This is a genomic window from Bordetella sp. BOR01 (assembly GCF_019218885.1).
Lineage (GTDB): Bacteria > Pseudomonadota > Gammaproteobacteria > Burkholderiales > Burkholderiaceae_B > Bordetella_A.
In genome coordinates this window covers 1213634-1233200 of the sequence record NZ_JAHUWT010000001.1, presented here as the reverse complement: position 1 = coordinate 1233200, position 19567 = coordinate 1213634, and the positions used below count along the sequence as shown (strand labels likewise).

Genomic DNA, 19567 nt, shown 5'->3' with positions numbered 1-19567 from the left:
CAGAAACGAGGAGACATCATGAGCACAGCATCGCTGGCCGACCGCGGCCCATCTTCGGGCCGGCGCCCGATGACAAAGGAAGAACGGCGCGTGATCTTCGCGTCGTCGCTGGGTACCGTTTTCGAGTGGTACGACTTCTATCTGTACGGTTCGCTGGCAGCCGTTATCGCTGCGCACTTTTTCTCGGGTGTGAACCCCACCGCGGCGTTCATCTTCGCGCTGCTGGCCTTTGCGGCGGGCTTCGCGGTACGCCCCTTCGGCGCACTGGTGTTCGGCCGCCTGGGCGACCTGGTCGGGCGCAAGTACACATTCCTGGTCACCATCGTGATCATGGGCCTGTCCACCTTCCTGGTGGGCGTGCTGCCCAGCTACGCCAGCATCGGCATCGCCGCGCCGGCAATCCTGATCGTGCTGCGCCTGCTGCAAGGCCTGGCGCTTGGCGGCGAATACGGCGGCGCAGCCACCTATGTGGCCGAACACGCGCCGCACGGCCGCCGCGGCGCCTATACCGCCTGGATCCAGACCACGGCCACGCTGGGCCTGTTCCTGTCGCTGCTGGTCATCATGGGCATCCGTGCCGTCATGTCCGAAGACGCGTTCCGCGAATGGGGCTGGCGCATTCCGTTCCTGATCTCGGTGGTGCTGCTGGGCATTTCGGTGTGGATCCGGCTGCAGCTCAACGAATCCCCCACGTTCAAGCGCATGAAGGAAGAAGGCCGCGGATCGAAAGCGCCCCTGACCGAATCGTTTGCGCAATGGAAGAACCTGAAGATCGTGATCATCGCCCTGCTCGGCCTCACCGCCGGCCAGGCCGTGGTCTGGTACACGGGCCAGTTCTACGCCCTGTTCTTCCTGACCAAGACCCTGCAGGTCGATGCGAATACCGCCAACATCATGATCGCGCTGGCGCTCTTGATCGGCACGCCGTTCTTCCTGGTGTTCGGCTCGCTGTCGGACCGCATCGGCCGCAAGCCCATCATCCTGGCCGGCTGCCTGATCGCCGCGCTGACCTACTTCCCGCTGTTCCAGGGGCTGACCCACTTCGCCAACCCGGCACTCGAAAAAGCCCAGGCCAGTGCGCCGGTCACGGTCATTGCCGATCCGGCCACGTGCTCGTTCCAGTTCAACCCGGTGGGCACCTCGTCTTTCACCAGCTCATGCGACGTGGTCAAGTCGTTCCTGGCCGGCAACTCGGTGAACTACACCAACCAGGCCGCACCCGCAGGCACCATAGCCAAGGTCAGGATCGGCAACGACGAGTTCGCCTCGTTCGAAGGCAGGGACATGTCGCCCGCCGACTTCAAGGTCCGGTCGGCTGAACTGAAAACCGCGCTGACCGCTGCCATCCGCGACCACGGCTATCCGGCCAAGGCCGATCCGGAACAGATGAACAAGTTCATGGTGGTGGTGCTGCTGAGCATCCTGGTGCTCTACGTAACAATGGTCTACGGCCCGATCGCTGCCATCCTGGTCGAGATGTTCCCCACCCGCATCCGCTACACCTCGATGAGCCTGCCGTATCACATCGGCAACGGCTGGTTCGGCGGCTTCCTGCCTCCGGTGGCCTTCGCCATCGTGGCGGCCACGGGCAATATCTACGACGGCTTGTGGTATCCGATCATCATAGCGGTCATGACGCTGGTCATCGGCACCCTGTTCGTGCGCGAAACCAAAGACGTCGACATCAACGCCTGATTCGCACTTTCCCCCGCCAGGCAGGACTGCTGCGCCTGTCTGGCCCTTCAAAGCTCCCTCGGGAGCTTTTTTTTTCGCAGGCAGACGCGAAGCTCGATTCAGGACGATGTCAGACCGCCGGGATTAGACTGCAAGCTCAGATCACGGTCTTGCACTGCATTCTCGGACGTTTGATCCCCTGTCCGCGAATCGCAGGGCCAGTTCTCTGACGCCAATGCCACGTCCCCCGCGAGCCTTTAATGGCGTGACATTGTGTGACCCTGCCGGGCCCGGCTTTCTTAAGCCGGGCCTTTTTTTGCGGTGGGCAAACACATGAAGGCGCAGCGTGGCGCCTTGCCTTGCCCGGCAGCAGGCCGGGCGGGCACGCAGGCTAGCGGCGGCGCCCCAGGCCGACGACCAGCACGCCTACCACGATGGCAGCGATGCCGGCCCATGTGGGGATCGACACCGATTTTTCGGTTTCAGCCGTGGCCTTGACCGAACCGATCTGCAACACGGTTTCTTCGCTCGTGTAATCGAACCCCTTGTATACCAGCGCCGCCGCGCCCAGCGCGATCAGCACGATTCCTACGATAGTCGCCGGTTTCATCGTTATGTCCTTTTCTGGTGAATGACGATGCGCCGGAAGATACCGGAACGCCTGCCCACTGTCAGTGACAGAACGTGTCGTGTCAATGAGGGAACCACATGGGGCGCCATGCCGCCGGCACTCGTATAGAATCAACCCTTTTGCCCGACGCCATGTGGTTCAAGAATCTCAAGACCTACCGACTATCCTCGCCGTGGACGCTGACCGGCGAGCAGCTTGAAGAAAGCCTGGCCAAGCATGCCTATCAGGCCGGCAACAACCTCGAAATGCAGAGCATGGGCTGGATCTCGCCACGCGAGAATGCCGCCCTGTCGCACACGGTGAACCAACAGATCCTGCTCAGCCTGCGGGCTGAAAAGAAGCTGCTGCCGACCACGGTCGTCAACCAGGTTGCCCGTGCACGCGCGCAAGAAATCGAAGAGCAGCAAGGCTATAAGCCGGGCCGCAAGCAAATGAAGGAAATCAAAGAGCGCGTCACTGACGAACTCTTGCCCAAGGCCTTCAGCATCTATCGCGACACCCGTGTCTGGATCGATCCGGTGAACCATTGGCTGGTCATCGATGCGGCCGCTTCGGCCAAGGCCGACGAAGTCATCGGCCTGCTGGTCAAGACCATCGACCCGCTGCCGCTGGAAAACCTGTATGTGGCGCAATCGCCGGCCGCGGCCATGACCGGTTGGCTGGCCGCCGACGAAGCCCCCGCCAATTTCAGCATCGACCAGGACACCGAACTGCGAGCCTCGGGTGAAAGCCGCGCAGCCATCCGCTACGTCAAGCACTCCATCGACGTCGACGACGTACGGCGCCACATTCAGTCGGGCAAGCAATGCACCCGCCTGGCCATGACCTGGGCAGACCGGGTGTCGTTCGTGCTGACCGAATCACTGGACATCAAGCGCGTGGCGCCCCTGGACGTGCTGAAAGAAGGCAACGACACGGTCATGCAGAATGATGACGAGAAGTTCGATTCCGACATGGCGCTCATGACGGGGGAACTGGCCAAGCTGCTGGCCGAGCTGACCGAGGCGCTGGGCGGCGAGAAGCGCATCTGAGCCGCGGGCGGCCTGGTGCCGCCCGCCGCTCGTGCTTTCAATCGAGCCCGTGGAAGGCGGAATCATCGGGACCGATATGCGACGGATGCTTCCACGTCACGTCGCGCATCGAATGCTGCACCAGTCCTTCCACCCCCAGCAGCACGGCAAAAATTGCCATGCGGATTGGAATGCCGTTGTCGGTCTGGCGGAAAATCGCCAGGCGCGGATCATCGTTCAGGTCGATGCTCAGGTCATTGGCGCCCGGCCGGCTGTCGCGCGGCAAGGGGTGCATGACGATTGTGTCGGGCCCGCAATGGGTGTCGATGATGGCGCGGCTGATCTGGAAATCAGGCGCATAGCCTTCGCTTTCCTCATTGGCGAAGCGCTCTTTCTGCACGCGCGTGGCATAGATCACGTCGGCACCGGCCAAACCGTCGGCCAGGGTGCTTTTCTGTTCGATGACGTTGCCGTTACGACTGGCTTGCTCGATGATGTAGGCGGGCATTTCCAATCCGGGCGGCGAAATCAAGGTGAACTTGATGCCCTTGTACAACGCCAGCAACTTGATCAGCGAGTGCACGGTACGGCCATATTTCAGGTCGCCCACCATGGCTACGTGCGCACCGTCGAGCAATTTGCCCAGCCTGGAGAATTCGGTCAGGATGGTGTACAGGTCCAGCAGCGCCTGGCTCGGATGTTCGCCGGGGCCATCGCCGCCATTGACCACCGGAATATTCGTCGCCTGGGCAAATTCGGCCACCGAGCCCTGATCGGGGTGACGAATCACCATCGCATCAACATAGCCGCTCATGACGCGACTGGTGTCGTAGATGGACTCACCCTTGGCCATGGATGAAAACGTGAAGCCTGTGGTGTCGCACACTGAACCGCCCAGGCGGCAGAACGCCGAGCCGAAACTGACGCGAGTACGCGTGCTGGCTTCGAAGAACAAATTGCCGAGCACCGCGCCTTCCAGCACCCGCGACACTTTCTGCCGCCGCGCGATGGGCTGCATCATGTCAGCCACGCGGAACAGATCTTCGACCGATTCGCGCGAAAACTGATCCACCGAAATCAGCTGTGCCTTGCCATTCACCGCAATGCGGTCGCGCAATGCCCCCGCCTGTGCGCTTTGCGTATATTTTTCGAGCAAGGCGCTGTTCTGGACGATTTCGCTGACAAAGCGCTCAACCACTTCGGGCATGGCGCGGAATTCCTGCGAGCCCTCGGGAAGCAGCCAGGTGTCCAGGGCACGCCGCTTCACGCCGATGCGCGTGGCGAAAACATCGCGGGTAAGGTTCAGGCGACGCATGGCGTCGCGCAGGAAAGCTTGCTGGGAAATGGACATGGCGGCCCCGGGTTTAGGTGTAAATATACGCAATGCGCATATTAAACCCGGCGTTTTGCGCGCCGCAAGCGATTTTCAGAAGAATGTCGCGTGCGCGGTATACGCCGCACCCACTTGGCTGTCCGAGGCCTCGAACGCCAGGCCGGCCGACAACCAGCACCCCGCGACGAAAGCCGCCAAGGCCACGATATACGCGATCGCGCCCAGCCAGGCGGCTGCCCTGGAACAACGGCCTTCGACCCGCGCCGCCTGCGCCAGGCCCCAGCACAGCATGGCGCTTCCGCAGGCCAGCACGCCCACCAGGAAGACCGCCAGCGGCACAGATAGATCCGGCGGCGCCACGTCGGCGCCCAGCACTCCCAGACTGAAGCCTAGCTCGACCAGCGCCCCGATGGCATTCAGCCAGCCCAGCCAACGGGCCGCCGCACCCAGGGGAGCATACGCACCGCCGCAGGTAGCGCCAGGCACTGGCATCAATTCGCCAGCGGCCGGCATACCGGGGTCGCGCTTTGGATAGAGGCCCTGGCCGCCTGGATTTCCGCTTCGTCCCAGGGCGCCTCGCCCACCACCTGGACGGTTACCTGGGATGTGGCCGGACCATCGGGCTGCGCGCGGATGATTTCCAGGATCTTGGCCGGCTCGGTCTTCTTGTAGACCTGCACTTCGTTGGGCGCGCCTTTCTGGCCCAGGCTGTGGTGCGACATGTAGACAATGCCGTACGGATGGCGGCGCTGCTCATGGCAGACACGCACATATTCACCCGCGCGGCGGTAGGCGGCCTGGAAATCGGCCTGCACCGCGAATGTGTCAGCGGCGCCCGGCGCATCGCCAGACAACAACCCTTTGCTCGCGCAGCCGCTGAGTGCAACGGCAACGGTCAACCCTGCCAGGCCCAAAATGCGCATGTCTATTCCGCCAGATCAATCCAATGGCTGCATTATGCATCAGGCCTGCACCATGGGCGGCGGTTGCCGCCCGGCCCGCACAGCTGGGGGCGGGCGGCGGGCAAGCCTTAGTCGGCAGCCTTCTGGATGCTTTCGCCACCGCGTTCGATATCTTTGCCGGCCCCGGCAACGGTATTGCAGCCGGCAGAAATGGCCGCCACGGCGAGCAGGGCGACAAGCAGGATTCTGTTCTTCATGATTTCTCCTTGGCACGGTAGACGACCCGGACACGCACCTGCGCGTCCGGCGCCGGATCGCAGTAACCGGCAGTGCCAATCATGCACCGTTTCCCACTGAACCGCCAAGAACAATGCGCATATCGCCGGGGTGAAACGTTCAATACACGCAACTGCGGTGATGGTATAGCATGGTGGAATGCAGAATAATTCTTTGCCTCCGGGCAGCGACGATCCCGGCCAAGGCTGGGGCTGGCAACAGCCCGACTGCCGCGGCCATGCCGCCTTGGCACTGTTCATCGACGACTTGCACCGCGTGCTGCAGGCCCGCACCGCGCAGCAACTGGCGGCTGGTGCCCCCTTGGCCGCCACGCAAGAACAGGTCGATGCCCTGCTTGCGCATTACATCGAGTCGGGCAAGGCTCCCGACATCTTCGATGGGCAGTCGGTTACGTTGAAAGAAGGCGTTGACCGCGACGGCGTGACGCACACCGTACCGATTTTTTCGCCACACCTGAAACAGGCGCTGGTGGCCATGCTGGGCCGCCCGGGCGGCCGCGCCTGATAGCGCCCTACCCCATCAAGCCCTAGGATTGCAGGGCAATATGGGGTGCCTGGGCCTGCTTGGGCGCCGGTTGCATCGGGCCGTTCCAGGGCTGCGTTTCCAGGGCCAGGCGAGTTTCCTGGAACCCACCCAAGCCATCGCGCAGCAACCCGCTTTCCAGGGCCTGGCCGATGGCGCGTCGGCATAGCGTCTCGAAGTCGTCGGACAATGACTGGAAGGCGCCGTCGGGAATGCGCAATCGCAGGCCCGCGTCGGCCTGGGCCGCAGCATCGCCGATATGCACATGGGCCGGATAGCCGTGCGGGCACCATACACCTACGTAATACGTGCCCTGCGGCCCGATATCGGCAATATAGCCGGGATGGTCATACTTGGCAGTGCCCATGGCGCGTCTCCTGGAAATCCACCGGTCGGCCCAGGCATGGTATCTCAAGCGTCTTGATCGCGGAAGCCCGCCGGGCGGCGCGCCGATCGCTCATTGCCAACGATGCCCCGTTCGCGCGCCCAGATGATGGCCGCGCTGCGCCGGTGCACGTCGATCTTGCCGTACAGCGTCGCCACGTGATTACGCACGGTATTGCGCGACAGGCCCAGATTTGCGGCGATATCGGCATCGCTCAGGCCCTGGCAGATCAGGCCCAGCACCTCGCGTTCGCGCGGCGTCAGGTCGGACAATTCGCCCGAACCGTGCACCACGCGACGCGGCTGCCGGATCTGCGCCAGCTTCTCGATCACGGTACGGCTGAACCACGACGTGTCCTGCATGACCGTCTCGATGGCGGCAATCAGCTCGACTTCCGAGCGCTTGCGTTCGGTGATGTCCTGGATGACACCCAGCACGCAGCGTTGGTCCTGGATATCCACCAGGTCGGCCGACGCCAGGCAATCCAGCATGCCTCCATCCCGATCCCGCAGCAGCATCTCGATATTGCGCACCCCCTTGCCGTCGGCCAGCGATGCAGCCACGCTGCGATAAGCCTCTTCGTCGACCCATAGTCGCGCGAGCCCATCGGCATGCCCGATGACTTCGTCGGGCTGGTAGCCAGTGATGGCAGTAAAAGCCTCATTGACTTCGATGAGGATGCCCTCGGGGGTACTGAGCGTCATGGGCACCGGCGCCAGGCGGAACGCCTTGGAAAATCGAACCTCGCTCTTGCGCAGTGCATCTTCGGCCCGGCGGCGCGTTTCCAGATCGTTGAACGTGAACAGCATGCAAGGCGCATCGTCGACCGGGATCGGCTGGCCCGCGATGACAACCAGTTTCGAACCACCATCGCAGGTGCGCAGCAAGGTCTCGCATTGGGGAATCGTGGCGCCATCGTGCAGTTGCGCAATGGCGGCATCCCGGTCGGGCATGCTGTCGAGCACATCGATCTGGTACAGCGTACGGCCAACGATTTCGTCGTGCCTGTAGCCCGTCATTTCCAGGAACCCCTGGTTGACCTTGACGTACTGCAGGTCGGCCAGCCGGCAAATCAGTGCCGGCGCGGGGTTGGCGGCAAACGTACGCTCGAAGCGCTCTTCGGCGTTATAGCGCTCGGTGACGTCCAGCATCACCACGACCATGCCCAGATGCGCGCCCCCATCGACCACCACCTGGCTGCGCACCTGCAGGACACGGCTGTGCGGCTCATGGCGAGTACGGCGCTGCAATTCGACGAAAACGTCGGTGAAGGTCTCGCCGGCCAGCGCCCGGTCGAGCGGGTATTGGCGTGCCGTCAAGGCGCGACGATTGAGATAGCGCAGCGCGAAACGCTTGCGATACCCCGCCGCCGTGCCGCCCAGGCCGGCCAGGTCGCTCACGCCATGCATGGCCAACGCCGTGCCGTTGGCCCAGACGATGTGCCGGCTGGGATCGAGCAGGATGACGCCTTCGATCATGCCGTCGATGATCTCAAGCAGATGCCGGCCTTCGGCAGTGAACACGGAGGCTTTGTGCATGGGCGCTCCTGGCTTGGCTGCAATGGCGGTATCGCGACGGGCACGGCCGCGCCGCAAAAACAAAAGCCCGGCGCATGCATCGGGCTTTCATCGAATTGGTTGCGGGGGCAGGATTTGAACCTACGACCTTCGGGTTATGAGCCCGACGAGCTGCCAGACTGCTCCACCCCGCGTCTGATGTCTGTAATCATAGCATATTTCGCACCTATCCGCTGCAATCGCCAGACCAGTACACGCCACCACGGCAACGGCCGCAGGCATAACAACCGGGCCTCTGATTGTGCCGTCAGGCGCAGCGGCCCACCCTGCTCGCACAGGTACGCTTCGCCCTGGGCCAGCGCTACCTGCACGGCATAGGGCCAGGGGTCGTCGATCCGGGAAACCTGCTCGGTGCGTTGCACATGGCCTTCGACGCAGATCAGCACCATGCCGCGCGTGGCCTGCAGCGTGCGGATATCGCCGCGCTGCAGCATGAACGGGTGGGTCGTGACCGTGGCGGGGATGTCCATCGCGGCGTATCCATAAAGCCAATGAAGAGGCTTCCAGCTTACGCACGTCTTTCTGGCGGTAACAGGCACACCAACAGGCTTTCTGTACCGGAACAGACAGGTCGTTTTTCATCTGTTATGGTGGGTTTTCCCGGGAACTGTGCCTTACGGCGGCAACCCGCCGGGCGCATGATGCATGCATGGACGCGCAACCTCCTCTATACCAGCGGCTGGCCGACCACTATCGCCGCGCCATTCATAGCGGCGCATTGGCGCCCGCCGAACGCATGCCGTCGGTACGCGCGCTGGTACGCACCCATCGCGTCAGCCTGTCGACGGCGCTGCAGGCCTGCCGGCAGCTGGAGGATGACGGCTTGGTCGAAGCCCGGCCACGCTCGGGCTATTTTGTGCGGCCCCGGCATCGCGGCACCACCCTGCCCGCTTCCGAACCGGACCCCCGCCAACCGCTGGACCCGGCCAGTTACGTCGGCATCCATGATCGTGTCTCGGACTTCGTGGCCCAGTGCGAACGTCACGCCACCAGCGTCAACTTCGCCCTGTCCGCCGCGTCGGCGGCCCACTATCCCGCCGACGCGCTGAAGCAGGCAATGATCCGGACATTGCGCAACCATCCCGAGATGCTGGTCAGCCGGGTGCCGCCCATGGGCCATGCCGACCTGCGCAGCGTATTGGCGCGGCGCGCCCTTGAACTGGGCATGAGCCTGGCCCCCGACGACATCGTAGTCACCCACGGGTGCATCGAGGCCGTGAACCTGGCGTTGCGGGCTGTGGCGCGGCCCGGCGATACCATCGCCGTGGAATCGCCGGTTTACTTCGGGCTGCTGCAGATTCTGGAAAGCCTGGGCATGCGGGCGCTGGAAATACCCACCAGCCCGCAACATGGCATGTCGGTGGACGCGCTGGAATTGGCCTTGCGCACCCACCCGCACCTGCGCGCCGTGGTGGTGGTGCCCACCTTCCAGAACCCCCTGGGCTGCGTCATGCCGGACACCGAGAAAGCGCGGCTGGCTGCTTTATGCGAACGCCACCAGATCGCCCTGATCGAAGACGACACCTACGGCGCGCTGTGCGACGACAACCAATTGCGCCCGGCGGTCAAGTCCTGGGACCACACGGGCAATGTCATTTATTGCGCTTCGATGCACAAAACGCTGGCCCCCGGCATGAGACTGGGCTGGATGACGGGCGGCCGCTGGGCTTCGCGCATCGCCATGCTGAAGTTCGCGCAGAGCCGTTCCAACGAACCATTGGCCCAGGTTGCCGTAGCCGAGTACATGGGCTCGAAAGCCTACGATCGCCATCTGGCGCGCCTGCGGCAACAGCTGAAGACCCAGCGCATGCGGGTGGCCGAGGCCATCGACCGCCATTTCCCGGCGGGCACGCGCCTGAATGTGCCCGACGGCAGCATGCTGCTGTGGATCGAGATGCCCGGTCGGCGCAGCAGCACACGCGTGTTCGAACAGGCGCTGGCCCAGGGCATTCGTATCGCGCCGGGCACGATGTTCTCGAATTCGGACCGCTACAACCATTTCCTGCGGCTGAGCTGCGGCTCGACCTACACGCCGCAGATTGAGCAAGCGGTGCGCACGCTGGGCAATATCGTGGCCGAATCGGGCAATTCAGTCAGGAATTGAGCGCCCTAAGCAAACACTTGTCACATAAGGAAATTTTCCTGCTGTGCCCAGGCTATCCCAAGGCTTGTCCACAGAAGCTGTGAGTAAGCCGGACTATTTCAGCGCAGCCAGCACGGTATCGCGCACGCTCTCGAAACCCGCCACGTACTGCGGATTTTCCGAGCGCGCCAAGAGGCTGGAATAATTCTGTTCGAGCTGCGCCTCGATGGCCTCGCGCAGGCCCGGCGACGCTTTGGCCAGATGCAGCATCGAGGCCATCACGGAATTGAGCGCGTCAATGCGCCCGCCTTGGTGCGAGATCGTGTGCACGATCACGGCGATTTGTTCCTGGGTATCCATATAGCCTCGCAAGATAGATTATCTGCCGGGCATCCTAGCATGCACGCCGCTTGGCAAAGCAGGCGCCGGCACGCTAGCATCAAGGCCATGCGGCCGCCGTGCCAGGCGCCCCGGCCGGGCCGTCCTCTCCGGCGCGCCCGGCCACACCGGAGCCGTGCCATGAAAACCCTTCAGCACTATGTTCCGCCCAGCCCGCAGGCCTTGCGCAGCCTGCAGGACGCCCTGGGATACAGCAACGCGCAAATGGCCCAATTGGCGGGCCTGGACGATGCGGCAGACTGGTCGGCTTTCACCGCGCAGCCCACGCCCCATCGCCTGGGCAGGCAGCGCCTGTTCTACCTGGCCGCGCGCCTGGCGCTGGAACCCGCCCAGTGGCGCATGGTGCTTGCACGCATGCGCACCATCGGCGCCCGCTTCAATGACCATGACGACGCCCCGCCGCCGCCGCTATCCGGTGCGGGCCGGCCCCGACCCCTTGCCGGACACGCCGCCATGCGTGAAACCAAGCTGGGCATGACCCTGGTCAGCCTGGGCGGCGCTTTCCATGAGATGGAGCAGCTGCGCGAATTCGCTCATTTCGCCGACGATTATGGCGTCAGCCAGTTTGTTGCCAGCGCCAGCTACGACAGCGGGGCCGACACGTGCCGCTTCACGCTCAAAGACACCCAGCACCTGACGCCCGTGCAGAAAGACCGGATATTCGAGGCCGCCGCCAAGACCATCGCCCAGTTCGAGTTCGAGGGCCGCATCTATCACGGCGGATTGCCCACCGAACCCGACTGAGCGGGTACATTGACTAGCCGCACGCAGGCCTTGTACTTTGCGTACAGCCCCGTGCCCTTCCAACGCCCCATGCCCGACAAACTCGACGCCATCGATCGCCAATTGCTCAGCCTGCTGCAGGCCAACGCACGCGAGCCTGCCGCGATCCTGGCGCGCAAGTTGAAGCTGGCGCGCAGCACCGTGGTGGGCAGGCTGGCGCGGCTGGAACGCGACGGCGCCATCGCCGGCTATGGCGTGCGCCTGGGCCACAAGCTGGAAGACGCGGCCGTGCGAGCCTACTGCTTCATCAGCGTACTGCCCAAGACGCCCGCGGCAGTCATACGCGAGCTGGGCAAGATTCCTGAAGTGGAAGAAGTCTCGTCGGTCAGCGGCCCGTTCGACTACCTGGTGTTCCTGCGCTGCGAAACCCATGAGCAGCTCGATGACTTGCTCGATCACATCGGCCTGCTCGACGGCGTCAAGCAAACCCAGACTTCGATCGTGCTCAGCCGCAAGCTCGATCGCCGCAACGCGATCGGGCCGGGCTGAATCCGGGCGGACGCGATAGCCGCTTGCACGACGACCGCCTGGTGCTTTGTAATAGCACTGACATCATTCGTGGAATTCCCATGCTGCTTCGCCCTTTTTCGTGCGCCCTGGCGCTTTCCCTGCTTTGCGCGTGCGCCAGCATAAGCGAAACCGCCACCACTGGCGACAATACCTACCGCGTCACCTACAACGCCGGAGGCAAGTGGCAGACCTGGGTGGAAGTCAAGAACATTGCCCGCAAGCAGGCCGAAGATCATTGCGAGTCGCTGGGACAGCGCCTGTCGCAACCCAAGGTCACGTCGAATCATGCAACCGGCTTGATGCCCAAGGAAGCCACGGTCGACTTCACTTGCGTGGACAAGCCTGCTCCCAAGGCCAACAGCCCAACGGGCTCGTAGGCCAGCACCGCGACCCGATCCGCTGTGGCGTCCCGGATGCAGATCCGGCGCCTCTCTGGGCGCCGGATCCTGTCGCGATGCGTAAGTGCGCGCTAGGCAGCGCGACAGCCTGGCATCAGAGATCGACCTTGGCGATTTTCGCGCCCTCGAGCGACACGCCCGCCATCAGCCCGCCATTGTTCATGACGAAGCCGACGATAGGCTGCTGGGCCGTATTCGTATCGATGCGGCCATTGGCGCCCACATCGGCCACGGCCACCGACGCGTCGGCGCCCACCGTCCAGCCTTCGCTATTGCGGAATTTTTCAAGCGCCTGGTCGGTCATGAACAGCAGCACCACGGCCTTGGATTGCGCGCCGGCCTGGAAGCCGATCGACCCTGCCGTCGTGCTGTAGTAGCCGGCGTTGGTGCCGCCCACGCGCAGCACGCCCTTGCCGTGCTGGGCACCTACCACGAAGCTGGCGCTGAGCACCGACGGAAAGACCAGCACGCCCTTGGCGCGCTCAACCAACGCCTTGGCTTGGGGCGAGGTCTCGTACAGCTTGGTCAGCGTGGCATCGGCGCCGCTGTCGATTTCCTGGCGTTGTTCCGTTGCGCTTGCCGAAGCCTTGGGGGAAGTCATGGTGCAGCCCGAAAATACCAGTCCGGCCATGGCGACTGTCATCGCGGCCATGGCAGCACGCCGCAGCGTCGGGGATGTATTGAGCATGAGACTCTCCTGTTGTTCTTGAAGGGGTTCTTTCACTGTACTCGCCTGCCCGCGCGCAAACGGCACAGGCGGGCAAGACATCCCAGCCAATTGCAACAATGCAATTCGCCGCTGGCCGCATCATGGGCCGCGGTAGCCATCCGTTACTTCTGTCGATAAACCCGCTCAGCGGCCTATTGCATAGGCCGGCCGCCGCGGATCGGCCGCGCCCCAGCGTATGCCGGTGTCCGTGTCGTGGCGCACGACACACATCGCTCCCGCCCGCCAATTGCGGTCTTGCCACCATTGCACGGTGTGTCCCATGCCGGCCAGCGCATCCCCTACCGGGCGGCCCACCAGGCCCTCGATCATCAGGCGGCCGGGCTGCACGCTATGCGGTTCGAACGAGGAAGGAAAACTGAAAGTGGCAAAGCGCGCGGCCTCGACCGCCTGCTGCGGGTCCATGCCGAATACTTCCATATTCAGGAAAGTCTGCAGCATGGCCTGGCATTGCACGTCTCCGCCCGGCGTGCCGAATGGCATCACATAGCTGCCTGGCCGCAACGCCAGCGTAGGGTTCGGCGTCAGGCGCGGGCGGCGCCCCGGGCCGATCGCGCTGGCGTGCCCACGCTCGGCCCATGACTGACTGCCCCGGCTGGATGCGCACAACCCCGTGCCCGGGATAACCGGCGTGTTGTACGAACCGTCGCTGGGCGTGGCCGAGAATGCATTGCCGTGCTTGTCCACCACCGCCACGTACGAAGTGTCCAGGCGCGGATCGGTGCGGCGCGTGTCTTCGGGCGTGAACCCGCGGGGCAGCGACAGGCCGGCATCCAGCAAGTCGCCCGCCGCGGGAATGTCGGGCCCGGCGCGATCGGCCAGGATCATCGACAGCCGCTTGCGCGCATAGGCCTTGGACAGCAGGATGTCTTGCGGCACCGTCTTGTGGCGTGGATCTCCGTAGTGCACTTCGCGGTCGGCGAAGGCCAGCTTGATCGCCTCGGTCAGCAAGTGGATATACGGCGCCGAATTGTGCCCCAGCGCACGCAAGTCGCGCGATTCCAGGATATTCAGCATCTGCAGCAGGGTCGGGCCCTGGCACCAGAAGCCGCAGCTGTACAACTGCGTGCCATGGAAGTCGGTGGTCAGTGCGGGTTCTACATCGACCGAGAAATCGCGCAGGTCGTCGTGGGTCATCAGGCCGCCGTGCGCCTGGTGGTAGTCGACAATGGCAGCGGCAATATCGCCCTGGTAGAAGGCGCGGCGCGCCGCCGCCAAGCCGGCCAGGCGGCCGCCCGATGCATGGGCGCGCTCTTGGTCGGCCATGTACTGCAGGCTGGCCGCCAGGTCGGCCTGGCGGAATACCTGGCCCGCGGCCGGCGGTTGCCCGCCGGGCAGATATATCGCGGCACTGGACGGCCAACGCCGGTAGTCATCCTGGTGATCCGCCAGCACCTCGGCCATCAGGGGATACATGACGAACCCGTCACGGGCAAAACCGATGGCGGCGGCAGCCACATCGCCGAACGAAAACGTGCCGAAACGCTCCAGTGCCGTGATCCAGGCATCCGGCGCGGCGGGAATCACCGTGCGCAGCACGCCGGCCGGGATGCGCCCGCCGTGCCGGTCCAGGAACAGATCCAGGCTGGCGGCCCTGGGCCAGTAGCCCAGGCCCGAGATGCTCCAGACCTTGCGCGTGCCGGCCTCGTACACCAGGCATGGCGCCACGCCGCCGACATTGACGATATCGCTTTGCACGACCCCCAGGGCAATGCCCGCCGCCACGCCCGCATCGACCGCGTTGCCGCCAGCCTGCAAGACCTGCGCGCCGGCCTGGGTGGCCAGGTAATGCCCCGCCGAGATCATGTGGTCCAGGCCAGCCAGGGTGGGCCGCATGGACAGCGGCGCGCTGCCCTGGGTCAGGTCGGGATCGGCATGCGTGGTGGTATTCATGATGTACGCCCAGGTGTCATTGCGGTTGGATGCCGATGCGGCTGGTGACGTCTTTCCACTTGCGGTATTCGGCCTCGATGAACTGCCGGAACTGCTCGGGCGTATTGCCCTGTGCCAGCACATCGCGCTCTTCCAGGGCGGTGCGCATGGCCGGTGTCTTCAAGGCGGCCACGGTCGCCTGCTGGACCTTATCGATGATAGGCCTGGGCGTGCCGGCCGGCGCCAGCAGGCCATACCACGAGCCTCCGACCAATTGCGGGAACCCGGCCTCGACCGCGGTAGGAATATCGGGCGCCTTGGCCAGCCGCTGATCATGCAGGATGGCCAGCGCCTTGAGCTTGCCCTGGCGGATCAGCGGCAGGGTCGTACCCGGGGTTTCCAGCGTGTATTGCACGTAGCCGCCGATCAGGTCGTTGACCAAGGCCGAACTGCCTTTGTAGGGCACGTTCACGGTCTTGATGCCAGCGTCCATGTTGAGCAGCTCGCAGAAGAAATAATTGGCCGTGCTGTTGCCCGGCGACGCGTAGTTGACCTGGCCGGGGTGCTGGCGCGCGTACGCCACCAGTTCGGGCAAGGTATTGGGCGGAAAGGCCGGGTTGGCGACCAGGATGAAGGGCCCGTTGCCCACCAGCGTAATGGGCTCGAGATCCGTCATGGGATCGTACTGCAGTCCCTTCATGGTCAGCGGCGCGCCGGTCAGGGGCGAGGCGGTGGCAAACAGCAGGGTGTAGCCGTCGGGTGCGGACCGCACCACTTGCTGGGTGGCAATAGTGCCACTGGCGCCCGGACGGTTCTCGACCACCACCTGCTGGCCCAGGCTGTCGGAGAACTGCTGGGCCAGCAAGCGGGCCACCGTATCGGTACCGCCGCCAGGGGGATAGCCCACTACCAGGCGTATCGGCTGCCCGGGCCATTTCGTTGCTGAAACCGGTGCCGCCCTGGCCGGCAGCCCCGCTGCCAGGACGGCGCCGCCCATCAGGCCCGCCACGAAGCGGCGGCGCCCGCTCTTGTCATCGATTACAGCGTTGACCATAGAAGCTCTCCTTGGTTGATCCGCCTGGCATTCGACGGGAAATGGCTTCAGTTCGTCTTCAGCCCCAGGCTTTTCACGATTTCCTCTTCTGCCTTGAATTGCTCGGCGGCGTAGCCTGCGTAGTCGGCGCTATCCATGTAGACCAGTTCCTGGCCATATTGGGTCAGGATCGACTTGAAGGCATCCGATTCGGCCACGCGCTTGAAGGTGTCGTGCAAGGTCTCGAGGATGGCGGGCGGCAGCCCCTTGGGGGCGGCGATACCGAATGGCGCATACGCCGCCGGTGTGCCATCCAGTTCGTGCAGGGTCGGCACATCGGGAAACTGCGCGCTGCGATGAGCGCCCCAGGTCACCAGCATGCGCATCTTGCCGGACTGCACCATGGGCAGCACGGTGGTCGAGCCCGCATAGGCTTGCAGTTGGCCGCCCAGCACGCCCTGCAGCACATCCGACTCGCCCTTGTAGGGGATATGCCGCCACGTCACGCCATTGCGCCGCGCAATGTCTTCCATCATGACGTTCGATGCGCTGCCCACGCTGGCCGTGCCATAAGCGATGTCGCCAGGATGCGCACGCGCATAGGCGATGAAGTTGGCCCACGTGCGATACGGTGCGCCGGCAGGCACCGCCACGCCCAGCGTGTACCCGCTAAGCATCATCACGTAGGTGAAATCGTGGTTCGGGTCATAGCCCACATCCTGGATATGCGGCATGCGAAACACCGGGCTGGGCAAGATGGCCAGCGTGTAGCCGTCCGGCTGGGCGGTGGCCAGTGTGCGCGCCCCCATGGTGGCGCCGGCGCCACCCTTGTTTTCGACAATGACAGGCTGGCCCAGCTCGGGCGCAACCAGCTCGGCGAACTTGCGCACGACAGTGTCGGTCGAGCCGCCGGGCTGGTACGGCACCACAATGCGAAGCGTGCGCTCGGGAAAGCCGGCATGGGCGGTACCCAGCCCCAGGCCGGCGAAGGCGGCCACCGCGGCGGCGGCTTGCACGAAATGACGGATCTTCATGATGGGTTCCGTTACCGGTCAGGCGGCCCAGGCCTGGGCGAATGCGCGCTGGAAGTTGCCGCCCAGCACGCCCATGATCTGCGTCGGGCTCAGGCCGCCTTGCTCGAGGGCACGCGTCAATTGCGGAAACTGCGCTGGCGTGGGTGCTTCCTTGGGGTAACGGGCCTCCATCACGTCGCCAAAGGCATCCGAGAAATCGCCACCGGAAGCGGCATATTTGGTGCGCGACATGACCATCACGTGGCGCACGGCTTCATAGGTGTCCACGGCGGGGAAATCGGTGCCGATCCCCACATGCTCATAGCCGACCAATTCGCCGATGTAGCGCACATTGGCCACCAGGTCTTCCAGCAGCGGCTGCTGCCTGGGATCGCCGCGCCAGCTCAGGTACGCGTGGATACTGCAGCCGACCACCCCACCCGTGGCGGCCACCGCCTTGATGACCTCGTCGGACTTGTTGCGCGGCCGGGCAATCACGGCGTTGGCATTGGCATGCGTCAACAGCACCGGACGCGCGCTGTGCCGCGCCGCATCCAGGCAGGTTTGCGGTGCGCAGTGGCTCAGGTCGATCGCGATGCCCACGCGATTCATTTCGCGCACCATCTCGATGCCCAATGCCGACAAGCCGGCGTTGCGCCGTTCAAGGCAGCCATCGCCCAGCAGATTGGCTTCGTTGTACGTCAGTTGGATGACGCGCATGCCCAGGGTATGGAACAGCGCCACGCGGTCGGGCTGTTCACCCAGCGGCCGGCCGTTCTGCCAACCCATGATCAGGCCCAGCTTGCCCTGCCGCTTGGCACGCGCAATGTCTTCGGCGCGCTCGACCAGCAGCCATCCCGAATCCGGGTCCAGCGCGCGTTGCCGCCATGCCATCACATCCTTGAGCGCCTGCTCGAAATCGGAGCGCATATCGGTGACGGTCAGGTTGATGGCGCTGACGCCGCCGGCCAGCATGTCGCGCGTGCTGCCATCGCTGAAGAACACCAGCCCGTCGACCACGACGGCCTGCTCGTGTATGCCCGCTGTAGAACTCATGCAAGTTTCCTCTTGTGTCGTGTCATGTAAACGCCCAAGCCGTGGCGACCTATCCGGAAAAGCGCGAAAAGCGGAAAGGATGGGTATCCACGCGCGGCGTGCGGCCCAGGACCAGATCGGCCATCAGTTCGCCCGCCGCCGGCCCGATACCGAAACCGTGGCCGGAAAAGCCCGAGGCCAGGTAGAACCCGGCAATGCCATCCACCGGCGACATCACCGGCAACGCATCCGGCGTCACATCGATATAGCCCGCCCAGGCCCGCCCGATACTGGCGGCGCGAAATACCGGAAAGGTCTCGGTCAGCCGCTGCCAGGCAATCTTGATGGCCCGCGGCGATGCGGCCGGGTCCAGTACCCGGTGGCGCTCGAAGGGGCTGACGCGGTCCAACTCGAAATGGCGCGGAATGGCCAGCTCTTCAAAAAAGCGTTTCCCGAAGCGCACTTTCACGAAAGCATTGTTCGCCAGCCACGCGCGCATGAACTTGCCCATCAAGCGAAAACTGTCAGGCACCACATCGGCCATCGAAGCGCCGAACTGCGACACGGTATAGCCGCCATCGGCACGCTTGCGGCATGTGAAATTCCTGGCATTGACCGTGGCCGCCAAAGGTGCATCAAAGGGCTGCGTGCGCAGCACCGAGCCCCTGACTTTCAGTTGCGGAAACTCGGCGCCGCTGTTGCCGCAAAACAGGCGCGACCATGCCCCTCCGGCCAATAGCACCGCCTGCGCCCGAACCCGCCCACGCTCGGTGACTATTCCCGCGACTCGCCCGGCCTGCACGTCCAGCCCGCGCACCGCGCAATGCTCCAGCACCGTGGCGCCATGCTGCCGGGCCAGGCCGGCGATACCTTGTGTGGCCATGCCGGGCTCGGCCACACCGTCAGACGCGCTGTACAAGGCGCCGCTCCAGGGCCGGGGCGATTCAGGCAGGTGGCGCAGCACCTGCGCGCGGTCCAGCAAGGCGGCATCGGCCCCGTACGCACGAGCGGTGTCCAGCCAGCGCTGGTGCTGGGCGGCATCCTGGCCGTTTTCCTGCAGATACAACATGCCGGTGCGGCGAAAGCCCACATCTGCACGGGCCTGGATGTCGGCCCACAACTGATTGGCCCGCATGGCCAGGGGCACTTCGGCCGGGTCGCGGTCCAGCGTGCGGACCCAGCCCCAGTTGCGCGACGATTGCTCGCCCGCCAGCACGCCTTTTTCGAACACACATACGCGTGCCCCCGCCTGGGCCAAGGCATAGGCGGTGCTGGCCCCAATGATGCCGCCGCCGATGATGGCCACGTCCACCGATTCGGGTACTGCTTGGTCTGCCGCAAACATATCGTATAGCGATAATTAAAACTTGATATACGATTATT

The 19567-nt window shown here is 64.3% G+C and carries 21 protein-coding genes and 1 tRNA gene; 7 read left to right on the top strand and 15 right to left on the bottom strand.

Annotated elements, in window-relative coordinates; translation table 11 throughout:
- The first annotated feature begins 18 nt into the window (after positions 1-18).
- On the top strand, positions 19-1695 hold the full coding sequence (locus KW845_RS05835; protein ID WP_218368197.1) for an MFS transporter: 1677 nt from the start codon (positions 19-21) through the stop codon (positions 1693-1695).
- Positions 1696-2065: 370 nt separating this feature from the next.
- Here the strand turns inward: KW845_RS05835 and KW845_RS05830 are convergent, their stop codons facing one another.
- Entirely contained in the window at positions 2066-2284 is a 219-nt protein-coding gene (locus KW845_RS05830) for a hypothetical protein (RefSeq protein WP_218368196.1), read from the bottom strand.
- Between the two features lie 152 nt (positions 2285-2436).
- On the opposite strand from KW845_RS05830, the gene KW845_RS05825 reads away from it, so the two are divergent.
- Complete coding sequence (locus tag KW845_RS05825; RefSeq protein WP_218368635.1) at positions 2437-3336, top strand: recombination-associated protein RdgC; 900 nt, start codon at positions 2437-2439, stop codon at positions 3334-3336.
- Between the two features lie 37 nt (positions 3337-3373).
- On the opposite strand, the gene KW845_RS05820 is transcribed toward KW845_RS05825, so the two are convergent.
- The 4 genes from KW845_RS05820 to KW845_RS05805 all read right to left on the bottom strand — a co-directional run bounded on the left by KW845_RS05820 (position 3374) and on the right by KW845_RS05805 (position 5807).
- Positions 3374-4666, bottom strand: coding sequence for an aspartate carbamoyltransferase (locus tag KW845_RS05820; protein WP_218368195.1), 1293 nt, complete (start codon positions 4664-4666; stop codon positions 3374-3376).
- A gap of 75 nt (positions 4667-4741) precedes the next feature.
- Positions 4742-5140, bottom strand: coding sequence for a hypothetical protein (locus tag KW845_RS05815; protein WP_218368194.1), 399 nt, complete (start codon positions 5138-5140; stop codon positions 4742-4744).
- Positions 5140-5571 (bottom strand): BPTD_2524 family lipoprotein, encoded by a 432-nt coding sequence (locus KW845_RS05810; protein ID WP_218368193.1) that lies wholly within the window; start codon positions 5569-5571, stop codon positions 5140-5142. Before KW845_RS05810 ends, KW845_RS05815 begins: the two co-directional genes overlap by 1 nt.
- A 107-nt stretch (positions 5572-5678) precedes the next feature.
- Positions 5679-5807: an entericidin A/B family lipoprotein gene (locus KW845_RS05805; RefSeq protein WP_218368192.1), complete on the bottom strand. Its 129-nt coding sequence runs from the start codon at positions 5805-5807 to the stop codon at positions 5679-5681.
- 178 nt (positions 5808-5985) lie between these two features.
- Here KW845_RS05805 and KW845_RS05800 point away from each other — a divergent pair, with 178 nt between their 5' ends.
- Positions 5986-6351, top strand: a complete 366-nt coding sequence (locus tag KW845_RS05800; protein ID WP_218368191.1) for a hypothetical protein — start codon at positions 5986-5988, stop codon at positions 6349-6351.
- A 22-nt stretch (positions 6352-6373) separates the two neighbouring features.
- Here KW845_RS05800 and KW845_RS05795 read toward each other — a convergent pair whose 3' ends face one another.
- The 3 genes from KW845_RS05795 to KW845_RS05785 all read right to left on the bottom strand — a co-directional run bounded on the left by KW845_RS05795 (position 6374) and on the right by KW845_RS05785 (position 8465).
- On the bottom strand, positions 6374-6736 hold the full coding sequence (locus KW845_RS05795) for a hypothetical protein (RefSeq protein WP_218368190.1): 363 nt from the start codon (positions 6734-6736) through the stop codon (positions 6374-6376).
- Positions 6737-6780: 44 nt separating this feature from the next.
- The gene (locus KW845_RS05790) at positions 6781-8292 is read right to left on the bottom strand and encodes a PAS domain S-box protein (protein WP_218368189.1); all 1512 of its coding nucleotides are present in this window, start codon (positions 8290-8292) and stop codon (positions 6781-6783) included.
- Positions 8293-8388: 96 nt separating this feature from the next.
- Positions 8389-8465 (bottom strand) — tRNA-Met (locus KW845_RS05785).
- Positions 8466-8980: 515 nt separating this feature from the next.
- On the opposite strand from KW845_RS05785, the gene KW845_RS05780 reads away from it, so the two are divergent.
- Positions 8981-10435: a PLP-dependent aminotransferase family protein gene (locus KW845_RS05780; RefSeq protein WP_218368188.1), complete on the top strand. Its 1455-nt coding sequence runs from the start codon at positions 8981-8983 to the stop codon at positions 10433-10435.
- A 93-nt stretch (positions 10436-10528) separates the two neighbouring features.
- Here the strand turns inward: KW845_RS05780 and KW845_RS05775 are convergent, their stop codons facing one another.
- Entirely contained in the window at positions 10529-10774 is a 246-nt protein-coding gene (locus KW845_RS05775; RefSeq protein WP_218368187.1) for a hypothetical protein, read from the bottom strand.
- Positions 10775-10933: 159 nt separating this feature from the next.
- Between KW845_RS05775 and KW845_RS05770 the strand changes: the two genes are divergently transcribed.
- From KW845_RS05770 to KW845_RS05760, 3 genes are all read left to right on the top strand, one after another.
- On the top strand, positions 10934-11557 hold the full coding sequence (locus tag KW845_RS05770; protein WP_218368186.1) for a hypothetical protein: 624 nt from the start codon (positions 10934-10936) through the stop codon (positions 11555-11557).
- Between the two features lie 69 nt (positions 11558-11626).
- Entirely contained in the window at positions 11627-12085 is a 459-nt protein-coding gene (locus KW845_RS05765) for an Lrp/AsnC family transcriptional regulator (protein ID WP_218368634.1), read from the top strand.
- 80 nt (positions 12086-12165) lie between these two features.
- Positions 12166-12483 carry a hypothetical protein gene (locus tag KW845_RS05760; protein ID WP_218368185.1) on the top strand — a complete coding sequence of 106 codons (318 nt, stop codon included), beginning with the start codon at positions 12166-12168 and terminating at the stop codon, positions 12481-12483.
- Positions 12484-12598: 115 nt separating this feature from the next.
- Here KW845_RS05760 and KW845_RS05755 read toward each other — a convergent pair whose 3' ends face one another.
- The 6 genes from KW845_RS05755 to KW845_RS05730 form a co-directional block, all read right to left on the bottom strand.
- The gene (locus tag KW845_RS05755) at positions 12599-13192 is read right to left on the bottom strand and encodes a YSC84-related protein (RefSeq protein ID WP_218368184.1); all 594 of its coding nucleotides are present in this window, start codon (positions 13190-13192) and stop codon (positions 12599-12601) included.
- Positions 13193-13357: 165 nt separating this feature from the next.
- Positions 13358-15124 (bottom strand): gamma-glutamyltransferase family protein, encoded by a 1767-nt coding sequence (locus KW845_RS05750; protein ID WP_218368183.1) that lies wholly within the window; start codon positions 15122-15124, stop codon positions 13358-13360.
- A 16-nt stretch (positions 15125-15140) separates the two neighbouring features.
- Positions 15141-16157 carry a tripartite tricarboxylate transporter substrate binding protein gene (locus KW845_RS05745; RefSeq protein ID WP_218368182.1) on the bottom strand — a complete coding sequence of 339 codons (1017 nt, stop codon included), beginning with the start codon at positions 16155-16157 and terminating at the stop codon, positions 15141-15143.
- A gap of 47 nt (positions 16158-16204) precedes the next feature.
- Positions 16205-17170, bottom strand: coding sequence for a tripartite tricarboxylate transporter substrate binding protein (locus KW845_RS05740; RefSeq protein WP_218368181.1), 966 nt, complete (start codon positions 17168-17170; stop codon positions 16205-16207).
- Between the two features lie 18 nt (positions 17171-17188).
- The gene (locus tag KW845_RS05735; protein ID WP_218368180.1) at positions 17189-18205 is read right to left on the bottom strand and encodes a dipeptidase; all 1017 of its coding nucleotides are present in this window, start codon (positions 18203-18205) and stop codon (positions 17189-17191) included.
- A gap of 49 nt (positions 18206-18254) precedes the next feature.
- Positions 18255-19529 (bottom strand): FAD-binding oxidoreductase, encoded by a 1275-nt coding sequence (locus KW845_RS05730; RefSeq protein WP_218368179.1) that lies wholly within the window; start codon positions 19527-19529, stop codon positions 18255-18257.
- Positions 19530-19567: the final 38 nt, after the last annotated feature.

What these genes read in the sequence shown, in the direction of transcription:
- KW845_RS05835 (WP_218368197.1), top strand. Translation starts at nt 19, where the DNA reads ATGAGCACAGCATCGCTGGCCGACCGCGGCCCATCTTCGGGCCGGCGC.
- KW845_RS05830 (WP_218368196.1), bottom strand. Translation starts at nt 2,284, where the DNA reads ATGAAACCGGCGACTATCGTAGGAATCGTGCTGATCGCGCTGGGCGCG.
- KW845_RS05825 (WP_218368635.1), top strand. Translation starts at nt 2,437, where the DNA reads ATGTGGTTCAAGAATCTCAAGACCTACCGACTATCCTCGCCGTGGACG.
- KW845_RS05820 (WP_218368195.1), bottom strand. Translation starts at nt 4,666, where the DNA reads ATGTCCATTTCCCAGCAAGCTTTCCTGCGCGACGCCATGCGTCGCCTG.
- KW845_RS05815 (WP_218368194.1), bottom strand. Translation starts at nt 5,140, where the DNA reads ATGCCAGTGCCTGGCGCTACCTGCGGCGGTGCGTATGCTCCCCTGGGT.
- KW845_RS05810 (WP_218368193.1), bottom strand. Translation starts at nt 5,571, where the DNA reads ATGCGCATTTTGGGCCTGGCAGGGTTGACCGTTGCCGTTGCACTCAGC.
- KW845_RS05805 (WP_218368192.1), bottom strand. Translation starts at nt 5,807, where the DNA reads ATGAAGAACAGAATCCTGCTTGTCGCCCTGCTCGCCGTGGCGGCCATT.
- KW845_RS05800 (WP_218368191.1), top strand. Translation starts at nt 5,986, where the DNA reads ATGCAGAATAATTCTTTGCCTCCGGGCAGCGACGATCCCGGCCAAGGC.
- KW845_RS05795 (WP_218368190.1), bottom strand. Translation starts at nt 6,736, where the DNA reads ATGGGCACTGCCAAGTATGACCATCCCGGCTATATTGCCGATATCGGG.
- KW845_RS05790 (WP_218368189.1), bottom strand. Translation starts at nt 8,292, where the DNA reads ATGCACAAAGCCTCCGTGTTCACTGCCGAAGGCCGGCATCTGCTTGAG.
- KW845_RS05780 (WP_218368188.1), top strand. Translation starts at nt 8,981, where the DNA reads ATGGACGCGCAACCTCCTCTATACCAGCGGCTGGCCGACCACTATCGC.
- KW845_RS05775 (WP_218368187.1), bottom strand. Translation starts at nt 10,774, where the DNA reads ATGGATACCCAGGAACAAATCGCCGTGATCGTGCACACGATCTCGCAC.
- KW845_RS05770 (WP_218368186.1), top strand. Translation starts at nt 10,934, where the DNA reads ATGAAAACCCTTCAGCACTATGTTCCGCCCAGCCCGCAGGCCTTGCGC.
- KW845_RS05765 (WP_218368634.1), top strand. Translation starts at nt 11,627, where the DNA reads ATGCCCGACAAACTCGACGCCATCGATCGCCAATTGCTCAGCCTGCTG.
- KW845_RS05760 (WP_218368185.1), top strand. Translation starts at nt 12,166, where the DNA reads ATGCTGCTTCGCCCTTTTTCGTGCGCCCTGGCGCTTTCCCTGCTTTGC.
- KW845_RS05755 (WP_218368184.1), bottom strand. Translation starts at nt 13,192, where the DNA reads ATGCTCAATACATCCCCGACGCTGCGGCGTGCTGCCATGGCCGCGATG.
- KW845_RS05750 (WP_218368183.1), bottom strand. Translation starts at nt 15,124, where the DNA reads ATGAATACCACCACGCATGCCGATCCCGACCTGACCCAGGGCAGCGCG.
- KW845_RS05745 (WP_218368182.1), bottom strand. Translation starts at nt 16,157, where the DNA reads ATGGTCAACGCTGTAATCGATGACAAGAGCGGGCGCCGCCGCTTCGTG.
- KW845_RS05740 (WP_218368181.1), bottom strand. Translation starts at nt 17,170, where the DNA reads ATGAAGATCCGTCATTTCGTGCAAGCCGCCGCCGCGGTGGCCGCCTTC.
- KW845_RS05735 (WP_218368180.1), bottom strand. Translation starts at nt 18,205, where the DNA reads ATGAGTTCTACAGCGGGCATACACGAGCAGGCCGTCGTGGTCGACGGG.
- KW845_RS05730 (WP_218368179.1), bottom strand. Translation starts at nt 19,529, where the DNA reads ATGTTTGCGGCAGACCAAGCAGTACCCGAATCGGTGGACGTGGCCATC.